General features: G+C 66.5%; 10 protein-coding genes. 2 read left to right on the forward strand and 8 right to left on the reverse strand.

Annotated elements, in window-relative coordinates:
- Positions 1-19 precede the first annotated feature (19 nt).
- From trpD to dsbD, 4 genes are all read right to left on the reverse strand, one after another.
- A complete protein-coding gene (trpD, locus tag PEP31012_RS16665) occupies positions 20-1,048 on the reverse strand; it encodes an anthranilate phosphoribosyltransferase (RefSeq protein WP_150590421.1) in 1,029 nt (342 codons plus the stop codon).
- A gap of 72 nt (positions 1,049-1,120) precedes the next feature.
- Complete coding sequence (locus PEP31012_RS16670) at positions 1,121-1,708, reverse strand: anthranilate synthase component II (RefSeq protein WP_150590422.1); 588 nt, start codon at positions 1,706-1,708, stop codon at positions 1,121-1,123.
- A gap of 492 nt (positions 1,709-2,200) precedes the next feature.
- Complete coding sequence (locus PEP31012_RS16675; RefSeq protein ID WP_150590423.1) at positions 2,201-3,031, reverse strand: TlpA disulfide reductase family protein; 831 nt, start codon at positions 3,029-3,031, stop codon at positions 2,201-2,203.
- On the reverse strand, positions 3,028-4,938 hold the full coding sequence (gene dsbD, locus PEP31012_RS16680; RefSeq protein WP_425494966.1) for a protein-disulfide reductase DsbD: 1,911 nt from the start codon (positions 4,936-4,938) through the stop codon (positions 3,028-3,030). Before dsbD ends, PEP31012_RS16675 begins: the two co-directional genes overlap by 4 nt.
- A 172-nt stretch (positions 4,939-5,110) precedes the next feature.
- Between dsbD and PEP31012_RS16685 the strand changes: the two genes are divergently transcribed.
- On the forward strand, positions 5,111-5,776 hold the full coding sequence (locus tag PEP31012_RS16685) for a response regulator (protein WP_150590424.1): 666 nt from the start codon (positions 5,111-5,113) through the stop codon (positions 5,774-5,776).
- Complete coding sequence (locus PEP31012_RS16690; RefSeq protein WP_150590425.1) at positions 5,773-7,293, forward strand: ATP-binding protein; 1,521 nt, start codon at positions 5,773-5,775, stop codon at positions 7,291-7,293. Before PEP31012_RS16685 ends, PEP31012_RS16690 begins: the two co-directional genes overlap by 4 nt.
- Here the strand turns inward: PEP31012_RS16690 and PEP31012_RS16695 are convergent.
- Genes PEP31012_RS16695 through PEP31012_RS16710 form a run of 4 tightly spaced genes read right to left on the reverse strand, consistent with a single transcriptional unit; the run spans position 7,277 to position 14,063 of the window.
- Positions 7,277-8,467, reverse strand: coding sequence for an ABC transporter permease (locus tag PEP31012_RS16695; protein WP_425494967.1), 1,191 nt, complete (start codon positions 8,465-8,467; stop codon positions 7,277-7,279). The genes PEP31012_RS16690 and PEP31012_RS16695 overlap by 17 nt on opposite strands.
- Positions 8,467-11,349: a ribosome-associated ATPase/putative transporter RbbA gene (gene rbbA, locus PEP31012_RS16700; protein ID WP_246171341.1), complete on the reverse strand. Its 2,883-nt coding sequence runs from the start codon at positions 11,347-11,349 to the stop codon at positions 8,467-8,469. The genes PEP31012_RS16695 and rbbA overlap by 1 nt, the downstream gene beginning before the upstream one ends.
- A 10-nt stretch (positions 11,350-11,359) precedes the next feature.
- Entirely contained in the window at positions 11,360-12,433 is a 1,074-nt protein-coding gene (locus PEP31012_RS16705) for an HlyD family secretion protein (RefSeq protein ID WP_150590426.1), read from the reverse strand.
- Between the two features lie 19 nt (positions 12,434-12,452).
- A complete protein-coding gene (locus PEP31012_RS16710) occupies positions 12,453-14,063 on the reverse strand; it encodes an efflux transporter outer membrane subunit (protein ID WP_150590427.1) in 1,611 nt (536 codons plus the stop codon).
- Positions 14,064-14,166 lie beyond the last annotated feature (103 nt).

Genomic DNA, 14,166 nt, shown 5'->3' on the forward strand with positions numbered 1-14,166 from the left:
GTGGTACCGGCGTCACGCCCTATCCCTTGAATCGCTGTGTGAAGGCGACAAACTCGTCGAGCTTCGCGCGCGCCGCGCCGCTGGCGATCGATTCGCGCGCCAACCGAATCCCATCGCCGATCGATGCCGCACGGTTGGCTGCATACAGCGCGGTACCGGCGTTGAGCGCGACGATCTCGCGCGCGGTGCCCGGCTTGTTGTCGAGTGCGTCGATCAGCATCGCCTTCGATTCGTCGGCGCTGCCGACCTTCAGGCCGCGATTGCTCACCATCTGCAGGCCGAAGTCTTCCGGGTGAATCTCGTACTCGGTGACCTTGCCGTCCTTCAGTTCGCCCACCAGCGTCGCGGCGCCGAGCGACACTTCGTCCATGCCGTCCTTGCCGTAGACCACGAGCACGTGTTCGGCGCCCAGACGCTGCATCACGCGCACCTGGATACCGACCAGATCAGGGTGGAATACGCCCATCAACTGATTCGGCGCGCCGGCCGGATTGGTCAGCGGCCCGAGAATGTTGAAGATCGTGCGCACGCCCATTTCCTTGCGCACGGCCGCCACGTTCTTCATCGCCGGGTGGTGGTTCGGCGCGAACATGAAGCCGATGCCGACTTCACGCAGACATTCGGCGACCTGCTCGGGCGAGAGCATGATGTTCACGCCCAGCGCTTCGAGCACGTCGGCGCTGCCCGACTTGGAACTCACGCCACGGTTGCCGTGCTTGGCGACCTTCGCGCCGGCGCCTGCCGCCACGAACATCGAGGCGGTGGAGATGTTGAAGGTATGCGACACATCGCCGCCGGTGCCCACGATGTCGACGAAATGCTCGCCGGGGGGCGCGTCGACGTGGTTGGCGAATTCGCGCATCACTTGCGCGGCCGCTGCGATTTCGCCGATGGTTTCCTTCTTCACGCGCAGGCCGGTGATGATGGCCGCGCACATGACCGGCGAAATCTCGCCCTTCATGATGAGACGCATCAGGTGCAGCATCTCGTCGTGGAAGATTTCACGGTGCTCGATGGTGCGTTGCAGGGCTTCTTGCGGGGTAATCATGGCTGGGTCTCTTGTCGGTCGGATCGGCTCGGGTGGCGCAATTGGCTTGCGCGGCTCGCTCGGGTCATGCGCTCATGCGGCCTGCGCCACGCGCGGCGCGGCTTGCAGGAAATTGCGCAGCACGTCGTGGCCGTGCTCCGACAGGATCGACTCAGGGTGGAACTGAACGCCCTCGACATCGAGTGTCTTGTGACGCACGCCCATGATTTCGCCGTCGTCCGTCCAGGCGGTGACTTCGAGGCAGTCGGGCAGCGATGCGCGCTCGATGGCCAGCGAGTGATAACGCGTGACGGTAAAGCGCTTGGGCAGATTCGCGAACACGCCTTGTTGCGTGGTCTCGATCTCGCTCACCTTGCCGTGCATGATTTGCTGGGCGCGCACGACCTTGCCGCCGAAGGCTTCGCCGATCGCCTGATGGCCGAGGCAGACGCCCAGGATCGGGATCTCGCCGGCGAAGCGCTTGAGCACGTCGAGCGTGATGCCCGCGTTGGCCGGACAGCTCGGGCCCGGCGAGAGGCAGATGCGCTCGGGGGCGAGTTCGGCGATGGCGTCGAGCGTGATTTCGTCGTTGCGAAAGACCCGCACGTCTTCGCCCAGTTCACCGAAGTACTGGACGATGTTGTAGGTAAACGAGTCGTAGTTGTCGATCATCAGCAGCATGATGGTCCCTGTTCGTCGGGTGACAAAGGATTGTCGAACGCATGAGATTTGCGAATTCCCCCTGAGCGTGCCCCCACATTGAGTTCGCGATCCGCGGGGGAGGGCGCTATGGGGATGAGATGGACGTGGCGGGTTACCGCCACCAGCGCAGGGCGGCGGTCAGAGGCGACCAGAGGAGGGGGGAAGACTGAAGCGACTTCATAGTGACGACGATTGTAGCAGTATCTGCGGGGTGTCGTGGGCGGGGCGGCGCAAAAAGCGGTCATTCGGCGGGTTTCTCGCGCGATCGAGCCATTTTTCGCAAGAATGCACGTGTCCCGGCGGCGGTCGTTCGACGATTCTGCAATGTCTGGCGGGGTCCCGCGCCGGGGCCGTCCGAGGGGCCGCCCACAGACGCTCGACCCGCGCGGCACCGGTGCGTGCCGCCGCAGCCAACGTTCGCGCGGCGCTCGGTGCACGCGCGACACACTTCGGTACAGACGTCGATGACGCTCAGCGCGCCGGCGGTGTCTGAGATTGATGAAGGCGTCCATGCAGCGTATCGCGCAGACGCGCCGCGCTCAGTTCGCCCAGATGCGCATCGACGAGACGCCCCTGCGTATCGAAGAACAACGTCGTCGGCAGGGCGCGGGCCCCGGCCGCCTGCAGGGTTTGCGAGGCCGGGTCGAGCAGCAGGTGATCGAAGCGCAGGCCTTGCGACTGCACGAACGCGTCGACCGTATGCGGGGCTTCGCCCTGATTGATCATCAGGAATTTCACGCCGGGATAGTCCGCCTGCGCCTTTTCCAGCACGGGCATTTCACGACGGCACGGTGGGCACCAGCTCGCCCACAGATTGATCGCGACGGGGCTGCCGCGATACGCGTCGAGCGCGACGGGCCGGCCGTCGGTCGTCGCGAGCGTGAGCGACGGCAGCGGCGGGGCGGCGCGCTGCACGGCGCTCAGCCCCACTTGTGCAGCGCCCCAGAGCGCCACGCCCGCGACGAAGCCACGCAGCATCGGGCGACGCTGTGCTGGGTGACGGCGCACACGCCACAGCGCCCAGCCCAGCGCGACGGGCAGCCCGACCCAGACCGTAAACCCGCCGTCGCCGATCGCGATGATGGAAAGCGGTGCCGCGGCGTAGTCCGGCCACCAGCGCAGCACGTAGGCGGCGCGCGCGGCAAGCAGGCCGACGAAGAGCGCGTCGAGTAGCACGCTCGCCGCCGAGCGGCGCGCCGAGGCGTCTGTGCCACGCGGGAGACAGCGCGCGACGAGCCACGCCAACAAGGCCGCCGCAGCCACGGCGACCGTCTGCACGGAAAACGGGCCAAGCGTGGTCATGCGGCCCCCGCGGCGTCGAGATGGCGCAGGAAGCTGCGCGCATCCAGTTCGCCGACCATGCGCTGGGCGCGCACCTCCGTGCCGTTCGCATCGATGAGAATGAGCGTGGGCGGGCCGAGCACTCCCCAGCGCTTCATCAGGGCCTGGTCGATCGTGTCGTTTTTCGTCACGTCAGGGCGCAGCACCTGCATTCTGGCGAGGCGCGCGGCGACCGTCGGATCCCCGAACACATTGCGCTCGATGACATGGCAGCTCACGCACCAGTCGGCGTAGAAGTCGATCAGCGTCCATTGACCGTTCGCGGCCGCCTGGGCGAGGCGGGCATCGACATCCTCCGCCGACTTGACGCTCACGTATTCGAACGGCTTGCCGCCTTGCGGGGCCGCGCCATTCGCAAAGGCCGTGCTCGCCCGTGCGAGAGGGCTTAGCACGGCGTCGCTGCCGGACGCCGCGCCCACGAGCATCAGCACCGACCAGATGCCGGCCAACGCCGACGCGAACAGCAGTGTCCATCCCGGCGACCGACCGCGCATCGCCCACGCCCACGCGCCAAGACCGACGGCGAGCCCGAGGCCGAGCGCGCCCCACAGCATCAGGCTGACGCTGCCGGGCAGGAAGCGGCTCAACATCAGGATCGCCATGCCCGTCATGACATACGCGAACGCGAACCGCACGCGCACCATCCACGCCCCCGGACGCGGCAGAATCCGCGCGCCGAACAGGGCGATGGCCAGCAACGGCAGTCCCATGCCGACACCCAGCGCGAACAGCGCGATGCCCCCTGTCCACGCATTACCGGTCTGGCCGATGTACAGCAGCGCGCCGGCCAGCGGGGCCGTCATGCACGGACCGACGAGCAGCGCCGAGAGGAACCCGAGCGCAGCCGCCCCGGCGAGGCTGCCGCCGGGACGCGACTGCCCCGTGGCGTTGAGTCGATGGGTCACGAAGGCCGGCAGACGCAGCTCGAACAGCCCGAACAACGAGGCGGCCAGTACCAGGAAGAGGCCTGCGAACGCGCCGAGCAGCCAGGGCGATTGCAGCGTCGCCTGCAAGTTCGCGCCGGCCAGGCCCGCCGCGACGCCCACCGACGCATACGTCAGCGCCATCGCCAGCACGTACGACAGCGAGAGTGCGAGCGCGCGCAACGGCGCCGGACGATTGCCCACGATCATCGTCGAGACGATAGGGATCATCGGCAGCGTGCACGGCGTGAAGGCGAGCAGCAAGCCGAAGCCGAAGAACAGTAGCGTGCCGGTGATAGGGCCCAGCGAGGCGAGTCGTTGTGCCGCCGCCTGGTCCTGTGCGAGCGGCGTGGCGGGCGCGGCGTTATCGTCGGCGGGCGTTGCAGAAGTTGTGGGAGTCGCGGGGGGATAAGGGGGCACCGGGCTGACGGAGGCAAGCGAGGCGGCAGAGGCATCGGGACTGGCCGATGTGGGCGGGATGGCCGGGATGGTCGGGATGAGAGTGCCCGAGGCCAGACTGGCAGGCAAGGCGATCGTCATCGTTTGCGGCGGATAGCAGATGCCGGCATCGGCGCAGCCTTGCCAGTGCAGCGTCACCGGACCGGGCGTCGTTGCAGGCAGGTGCAAGCGCAATGCATCACCGGTATAGATCTCGGTCTCGCCGAAGAACTCGTCCGTGTGTGTCGACCCTGCCGAGAGCGTCAGTGCCACGGGGCTGCCCGACGCATCCTCCGCGCGCAGCGAATGACGATAAACGTAATAGTCCTTGGCAACATGGCCGACAACGTCGAACCGGCCATCAACGTGACTGACCGGGGCCAGCGTCAGCACCTGCGACGCCTCCAGGAATTTCGGCGTGATCTGCCAGGGCAAGGCATCGGCGGTGCGCATCGCGCCGAGCGCACCGAGCAAAGTCACAAAAATGAAAAAAGCACGACGTAGCAAATCTGTTCTCCTGCGGAAATCCCGAAGCAGGCAAGAGTGTGGCCCACGCCGATTAACCGAGAATTAAGGCTTGAGTCAGGTGTGGGAGATACGCCGACACACGCAGGATCGCCGTCCAATTCATTACGCAAAGTACGTAACATGGCGCGGTATTCACAAGAGGTGGGCAATCGTGCGAGTGCTGTTGGTGGAAGACGACGACTTGATTGCGAGCGGCATTGTCGCGGGGCTGGGGGCGCTGGGCATTGCGGTCGAGCCTGCCGCGTGCGGCACGGCGGCGGTGGCGGCGCATGCGGAGAATACGTTCGATGCGCTGGTGCTCGATCTGGGCTTGCCCGATGGCGATGGCCTTGACGTGCTGGCCGAGATTCGCGCGGTCGAGCGAGACATTCCTGTCCTGATCCTGACGGCGCGCGACGGCATCGAGCACCGCATTGCCGGCTTGAATGGCGGCGGTGACGACTACATGGTCAAGCCGTTCGACCTGCGCGAGTTGGCGGCGCGACTGCATGCCTTGAATCGCCGCGTGCAGGGGCGCGCGGCGCCCGTCATCGAAGCGGGCCCACTGCGGCTGGAGCCGGCGAACGGATTGGCGTGGCTAGACGGCGAGCCGGTCGCGCTGTCGCGCAAGGAGGTCGACTTGCTGGCGCATCTGGCGAGCGGTCGGGGACGGTGGCTCACGCCCGACATGTTGCACGAGCGGCTGTACGGGTTGACCGAGCGACTGGGCAGCAACGCGTTGAACGTGCACATTCACAACGTGCGTCGCAAGTTGGGTGGCGATGCCATTCAGACGGCGCGTGGCCTTGGCTACCGTCTGGGATGGTCGCTGTCATGAGTCTTCGTTTGCGGGCGGTGTTGATCGCGGGTGTGGCGCTCGTCGTGCTCTGGGCGGTGGTGGCGGGTTGGATGATGCGCGGGGTGCAAGCCAATCTTGACCGGGCGCTCGATGAGCGTCTCGCAATGTCGGCGCGAATGGTGTCGGGGCTGTTGGCGCGCGCCGAACTATCGCCGCTGGCATCGGGCGCTGGCCGGGCGGATTGGGGCGATGTCATCCGTGTGGGCACCGACGACGCGATGGCGTGCGAGATTCGTTCGGTGCATGGCGCAGTGCTCGCGCGCACCGACGGCGGGCCGCAGTCGGCCGAGCGGTCGCTGCCGCTCGGCTTCAGCACGATGGACTTCGAAGGCAAGCGCTGGCGCATCTACGTGTTGCAGGACGATCGCGGGTATCAGGTGATGACGGCCGACGGACTCGAAAAGCGGGCGGCGCTCACGGGCGCATTGCTGCGCGCGGTGGGGGTGCCGTTCATGATCGCGGTGGTGGGGGGGCTGATGGCGTTGTGGGTCGGCATCGGTCGCGGGTTGTCGCCGTTGGAGACCTTGCGATCGGCGTTGCGCCGCAAGCATGCCGACGACACCGCGCCTATCGACCTGGGACGGGCGCCGACCGAGCTGCGTCCGGTTGTCTCCGCGGTAAACGGCCTGCTTGCGCGATTAACGCAGGCGTTGGCGTATCAGCGGGCGTTCACCGACGCGGCGGCGCATGAACTGCGCACGCCGTTGACTGCGGTCGACACGCACTTGCAGGTGGCGGAAATCACCCGGGGGGAGCCAGCTCGGCGGGCGTTGCATCGGGCGGGGGTGGGCGTGCGCCGTTTGCGGCATACGCTGGATCAGATGCTGACACTCGCGCGAGCGGAGGCGCCTGCGCATTCGCCGGACGAGTGCACGTCGGTGCGCGAGGTGTTGGTGGACGTCATTGCCGCATGGGAAGCGACGGATCGGGGCCTCGTTCCGCTGCGAGTTGGGTCGCTGTCCGAGTGGCGGAATGGAGCCCCGGTCCGTCGTGGCGCACCTCGGATTGCATTCAGCATGTCGTGCAACGACGGGGCCACGCCGATGTCTCGCTCGATGCTTGGCACGGCGGTGCGCAATCTCGTGGATAACGCGCTGCGGTACTCTCCGGCCGAACGTTCGATCGACGTGACGGTAGGGATGGACGAACACGGTCAGCGGTACTGCATCGTGGTGGCCGACCGAGGCCCGGGCCTGGCGCCCGAGCAGACGACGCGACTGGGCCAGCGCTTCTGGCGAGGCGATCAGGGCAGGCAGCAGGGCGAGGGGGCGGGCTTGGGCATTTCCATCGTGCAGGCCATTGCATCGCGCTTTGGCGCCACGCTTGAGTTTGCGCCTCGCGATGGGGGCGGCTTGCTGGCGCGACTGTCCGTGCCCGTGGGGCGATGCGCGGCACCCACGGCACCCGTCGCGCCCATCACGCCCATCGCGCCCATCGCACCTTTTGCACCTTTTGCATCTTCGACACCGGTAGCCCCCGTTATGCCATCAGACTGAGCGTACGACGAAACCGTTGCAGCGAGATGGCGAAGAACACGGCGCCGATGAGTGCGAGCGCCACGAACTGCACCCACACGACGCCGATCCCGGCCCCCCGGAACAGGATGGCCTGACCGAGCTCGACGAAATGCGTGGTGGGCGCGGCCAGCATGAGGTCCTTCACCACCGTCGGCATACTTTCGCGCGGCGTGTTCGCGCCCGAGAGCATTTCCAGCGGCAGTAGCACCAGAATCAGCAACATGCCGAACTGCGGCATCGAACGCGCGAGCGTCGCGAGGAAGATCCCCATCGACGTGGTGGCGAACAGGTGCAGCGTCGCGCCCAACAGGAACAGCGCCACCGATCCGCCGATCGGCACATGCAGCGCGCCGCTCACGATCAGCCATAGCGACATCGTGGCGGCGATCAGCACCACCAATCCCATCGACCAGACCTTCGCCACCATGATCTCCGTCGGCGTTACCGGCATGACGAGCAGATGCTCGATCGTGCCGTGCTCGCGCTCGCGAATGAGGGCCGCGCCGGTGAGGATGATCGAGAGCATCGTGATGTTGTTGACGATCTCCATGAGCGCGCCGAACCACGCTCGTTCCAACGTCGGGTTGAAGCGCACGCGCAACGCCAGATCGATTGGCAGTGCCGGATTCGATCGGTAGCGCTGAAGGAATTCACGCACCTCCGCCGAGACGATCTGCTGCACATAGCCGCTGCCGGTGAACGCCTGACTCATGCGCGTGGCGTCGACATTGAGCTGCACTTCGGCCGCGCGTCCGGCGAGCACGTCGCGCTGAAAGTTCGGCGGAATGTTCAACGCGAATGTGTACGCGCCTTCGTCCATGCCCCGGTCGACGGCGTTTGCCGTAATCATGCGCGGCACGGTGAACTGCGGCGGATAGAACGCCGAGACGATGCGCTGAGAGAGCGGCGACGCGTCTTCGTCCACAATCGCGATGGGCGCGAGATGCAGCGTGTCGGGCTGCGCCGTCGCCGCCGAATAGACCGATGCCGTGAACGTATAGACAATGAGTACCAGCATCGTTACGTCGCGCGCCAGACTCCACAGCTCCTTGACGCCAAGCCGATAGATGTTTGCCAGATGTCGCGGCCACGGATGCGGGTCCTGCGGCGGTGCGGCGGGCGGGGCGGCTTGCGGGGGCGTGGGGCCGGTCATCATGTCTCCTGCTTGTTGAGCAGCAGGATCGTGGCGCCCAGTATCACGGGCACGGCGATCAGCATCGGCCAGAAGTCATTGCCGAGATCGGCGAACCCGAGCGCCTTGTTGAACACACCGCGGCTGACAATCAGCATGTAGGTCGACGGATAGATCTCGCCGATGAGCCGGCCCGAGCCCTCCATCGAGGGCACCGGTGTGAGCATTCCGGAGAACTGGATCGCCGGAATCATCGTGCCGATCATCGTGAAGAACAGCGCTGCGATCTGGCTGCGGGTAAAGGTGGACGCAAGCAGGCCGATGCCCGTGGCGACGACGTTGTAGATGAGGACGGCGCTCACGAGCGTCAGGAAGCTGCCCTTGATCGGCACGCCGAACAGCGTCACCGCGATGAGCGCCATGAGCAGGAAGTTCAGCATGGCGAGCGCGATGTACGGAATCTGCTTGCCGATCAGGAATTCCGTGCGCGTGACCGGCGTCACGTACAGGTTCAGGATCGAGCCGAGTTCCTTCTCCCGTACGACGGACAGCGCCGTGAGCATGGCGGGCAGCATGAGCAACAGCAGCGGAATCACCGCTGGCACCATCGCGGGCAGGCTCTTCACATCGGGGTTGTAGCGATACCGGGTCTCGATGTTGAGCGACGCTGTCGGGCGCACGCCGAGCCGATGCAGGGACTGATCGGCCAGCCAGTTCTGGTGCATGCCCTGCACGTAGCCCTGTACCGTCTCCGCGCGCATCGGCATCGCCCCGTCGATCCAGGCACCGATCTCTACCGCCTTGCCGTGCGATACGTCGCGAGCGAAGCCCGGCGGAATCTCGATGGCCAGCGCCAGTTCGCCGTCGCGCAGTCGCCGGTCCATGTCGGTATCGTCCTTGATGGGCGGCTGTTCAATGAAGTAGCGCGACCCCGCGATATTGAGGGCGTAGTTCTGGCTCAGCGTCGTCTGGTCGCGGTCGAGCACGGCATAGCGCAAATCCTCGACGTCCATGCTGATGCCGTAGCCCATCACCAGCATCAACACGAGCGAGCCGACCAGCGCCAGCGTGGCGCGCACAGGGTCGCGCTGCAGCTCCAGCGTCTCGCGCCATAGATAGCTCGTCATGCGGCCGAGCGAGAACGCCTTGTGCTGCGTGAGCGTCACCCCGGTGAGGGTCTCGCGGGCGGGAGGCGGATGGGGGCCGCTGGCCGAATCGGACGATACGGACGATACGGGCGATACGGACGATACGGACGACGCGGAAGTTTCAGACGCGTGGGGCGTCCCGGGCCCCAGCGATGCGCCGCTCCCCGCCTCGACGAGAAACTCGATGAATGCCTGCTCGAGCGTGGCCGCGCCCTTGTCGTGCGTGATCTTCTCGGGCGGATCGGACACGAGCACCTTGCCCGCATGCATCAACGAGATGCGGTCGCAGCGCTCCGCCTCGCTCATGAAGTGTGTGGAGATGAAGATCGTCACGCGATTTCGGCGCGACAATGCCACCAATAGTCGCCAGAAGTTGTCGCGCGCGATGGGATCCACACCCGATGTCGGCTCATCGAGAATCAACAGTTCGGGCTTGTGTACCATCGCCACGGCAAGCGACAGACGCTGGCGCATGCCAAGCGCAAGCGTGTCGGGCAGCGCGCCGAGCACTTCCGCCAGACCGAAGCGCTGCGCCATCTCCATCACGCGCGCGCCGACCGAGGCCTCGGGAACATGGAACAGCCGGGCGTGCAGCTCGAGGTTTTGACGCACCGTCAGTTCGGTATAGAGCGAGAACGACTGGGACATATAGCCCACGCGTCGGCGCGTGCTGATGTCCCTTGGATCGACCGCGTGGCCAAAGAGCCAGGCCCGACCGTCGCTCGCTTGCAGCAGGCCGGTGAGCAGCTTCATCGTGGTGGTCTTGCCGCAACCGTTCGAGCCGAGGAAGCCGAAGATCTCGCCACGCCGGATGCGGAAGTCCACGTGATCGACCGCGACGAAATCGCCGAAGCGCATCGTCAGATCCTGGGCTTCGATGGCGATCTCCGTATGCTCGTCGACAGGCAGCGGCGGGATGGCGACGGGCTCGTAACCGCGTGTCTTCTCCGCCGGCAGCAGGTCGATGAATGCCGCCTCCAGGGTGTCTCGCTGCGTGCGTGCGAGCAAATCGGCGGGCGTGCCGGCCGCGAGCACCCTGCCGGCGTCCATCGCGACGAGCCAGTCGAAGCGCTGCGCCTCGTCCATGTAAGCGGTGGCGACGATCACGCTCATCGCCGGGCGCGCGCGACGAATGCGTGCGATCAGCGCCCAGAACTGCGCACGCGCGAGCGGATCCACGCCGGTTGTCGGCTCGTCGAGCACCAGCAGATCGGGATCGTGAATGAGCGAGCAGCACAGGCCGAGCTTCTGCTTCATGCCGCCCGAGAGCTTGCCCGCCGGCCGGTCGAGAAACGGGTGCAGGCCGGTGCTGTGTGTGAGGTCGTCGATGCGGCGCCGACGCTCCGGGGCGTCGTGGCCGAAGAGCCGCGCGAAGAATTGCAGGTTCTCCTCGACCGACAGCGTCGGGTAGAGATTCTTGCCAAGCCCTTGCGGCATGTAGGCGATGCGCGGGCACACGCGGTCGCGGTGCGCCGGGTTCGTCATGTCGCCGCCGAGCGCTTCGACCGTGCCTGTCTGGACCTTGCGTGCGCCCGCGATGAGCGACAGCAGAGTGGACTTGCCGACGCCGTCCGGTCCGATCAGGCCGACCATGCTGCGCGCGGGCAGGTCGAGGCAGACGTTGTCGAGCGCGACGGTCTTGCGGCCGTAGCGCAGCGTGACGCCTGCCACATGCACCACCGGCGGCAAGCGGTTGCCGGGCGGGGGCGACAGCGCAGTCGAAGGGGAAGACGAAGGCGAGGGAGGCACCGTCATGATGCGCGGCTCACTGCGGCAGCTTGGTCTGCAATTGGGCCGGCCACGGCACCCGACTGTCGGTCTTCACCCAGGCGGTGCCGGGCAGGCCGGTCTTCACGAGCTTCAGATGCTGTTGCAGCAGTTCGGGCGCGATCTGCGCGCGCACGCGGAACATCAGCTTCTGGCGCTCGCTCTCGGTCTCGACGGTCTTCGGCGTGAACTGTGCCGTGCTGGAGACAAAGGACAGGCTCGCGGGAATGACGTACTGCGGCGCCGCGTCGAGAATGATGCGAACCTCGGCGCCCATGGCAAGACGGCCCGCCACCGTCTCGGGCAGGAAGAATGTCATGTACACATCCGACAGGTCGACGAGGTTGAGCACCTTGCCGCCCGCCGCCAGCACTTCACCGGGTTGTGCCACGCGAAATTGCACACGGCCGTCGCGCGGCGCCTTGAGTTCGCTGTCCGCGATGTCGGCTTCGATACGGTGGATGGTGGCTTGCGCGGCTTCGACCGTCGATTTCGCGCCGATCACCTGGGCATTGGCCGCTTCCACGGCCGATTGCGCGGCGGCAACCTGCGCGCGGGCGGCGGTGACGGCGGCGCGCGTGCTGCGAACGCGGGCCCGATCATCGTCCAGCTCCTGCACCGACGACGCGCCTTCCTTCGACAACGTTTCCGAGCGCGACAGACGTCGCGTGGCGGCATCGAGTTCGGCTTCGCGTGCGGCCACGTTCGCCTCGGCGGTCGCCTTGTCCGACACGCGCGCGGCGGCCTGTGCCTGAATCGCGGCGACGTGGGTCACGGCCTGCCGATACTGGGCGCTCGCTTCATCGCGCTGTGCGTTGAGCGTGTCGATCTGCATCTTGGCAAGCACCTGGCCTGCCTTCACGAAATCGCCCTCCCGAACGTAGATGGCTTCGACGCGCCCACCGAGCTTGGTGGCGATGTCGACTTCGGTCGCCTCGATGCGGCCGTTGCCGCTCGCGAACCCTTCCCCCGGACCGGCGTTTCGATAGGTCGTCCATCCATACCAGCCCAGACCGATCACGGCGAGCACGATCAGCGCGGGAACCAGTGTCTTGGCATTGGGAAGCGTCATGGGCGCGGATCTCGGGAGCTTAGTGAACGGAAGGTGGAGGGGGCACCGAACCCGTAGCGCCATTAGCGCCATTAGCGCCATCGGCGCTAGTAGCGCCCGTCGCGCTGGCCGGCGACGGCGCGACGGGCGGCGTGCGGGCAAGCGGTCCGCCCAGCGTGTCGGCGGCGGGTAAGTGCCGGCTGCCTCCGCCCAGCGCCGTGTAGAGCGACACGCGGGCGGAAAGCAACGCGCGTCGCGTCTGCACCGTCTGCTGCTCGATGGCGAGGAGATCGCGCTGGGCGTCGAGCACTTCGAGAAACGCGGCGGCGCCGTGGTCGTAGCGCAGCTTGGCGAGCCTTGCGCGCTCGGCCTGGGCATCCTGCGTGGCTTGCAGGATCGTGACCTGATCGGCCAGCCAGCGGCACGCGCTCAGGGCGTCGGCCACATCGCGGAATGCCTCCTGGATCGTCTTCTCGTAGTTCGCGACCGACGCCACGCGCCGGGCTTCGGCGAGGTCAAGATTGTTCACCAGGCGTCCGCCCTCGAAGATCGGCAGGCTGAGGCTCGGTGTGAATGTCCACGCGGCGCTGCCGGCCTTGAACAGGCCATCGAGCGCGCTGCTCGCGGTGCCTACCGACCCGGTGAGTGTGATCTGCGGGAAGAACGCCGCGCGCGCCGCGCCGATGTTGGCGTGCGCCGCACGCAGCTGATACTCGGCCGCGATGATGTCGGGCCGGTCTTCCAGCAACGACGACGGCAGGCCCGGGTCGAGATCGCGCATCAGGCGGGCGTCGTCAACCGAGGTGTCGAAGGTGCCGGGCGACGTATCGATCGGTGCGCCCACCAGCACTTGCAGCGCGTGGGCCTGTGCGGCGCGCTGTTGTTGCAGTTGCGCGACGAGCGCCCGGGCCTGTTGCCAGAGCGTGGTAACTTCGGTGAGATCGAGTTTCGAGGTCGAGCCGACCTGCTCGCGGCGCGTAAAGATGCGCAGCGACTCGGCACGGCTGTCGACCGTCTGCTGCGCCAGGGCGATGCGTTCGTCGAGTTCGCGCAGGCTCAGCCACGCTTGTGCGACTTGCGAGATCAGACTGAGCGCGAGTGCGCGTCGAGACGCATCGGACGCCAGGTAGTCGTCGAGCGCGGCATCCTTCAGGTTGCGGATGCGCCCCCAGAAGTCCAGCTCCCACGTCGACAGGCCGAGACCGACCTGATACTGGCTGCTGATATAAGGGTTGCCGGTCAGACTGAGATCACCGGGCAGGCGTTGACGTGTCTGGCTCGCCCCCGCACCAAGCGACGGAAACTGGTCAGCGCGTTGAATCCCGTACACCGCTCGCGCTTGCTCGACACGGGCGAGCGCGACGCGCAGATCGCGATTGTTGGCCAACGCGGTCTCGATGAGGCCGCGCAACGGCGGATCGGAAAAATACTCACGCCAGTCGAGCCCGGACGCCGGTTGCGCGTCCATCGTGGCGAGGGACGTGCCGACATCGGGGGGCCACACATCGGCCACCGGAGGCGCCGGGCGCTCGTAGCGAGGCGCCATCGACAGACAGCCGCCCAACAGGGTCGTGACGAGCGCGGCAATTACGGGCGTCGCGGCGGAGTTCGCGACGCCCGAACGCTTGGGTGAATTGCACGGTTTCGCCATAGAAGTTTCAACCTCCCGACGGACACTTCACTATAGCTCGGCGACGCCGCAGGGCGTATACGGGAGGGGGCGAAAATGGCGAACCATTGTGCTAAATCAACAA

Source organism: Pandoraea eparura (assembly GCF_902459725.1).
Classification (GTDB): domain Bacteria; phylum Pseudomonadota; class Gammaproteobacteria; order Burkholderiales; family Burkholderiaceae; genus Pandoraea; species Pandoraea eparura.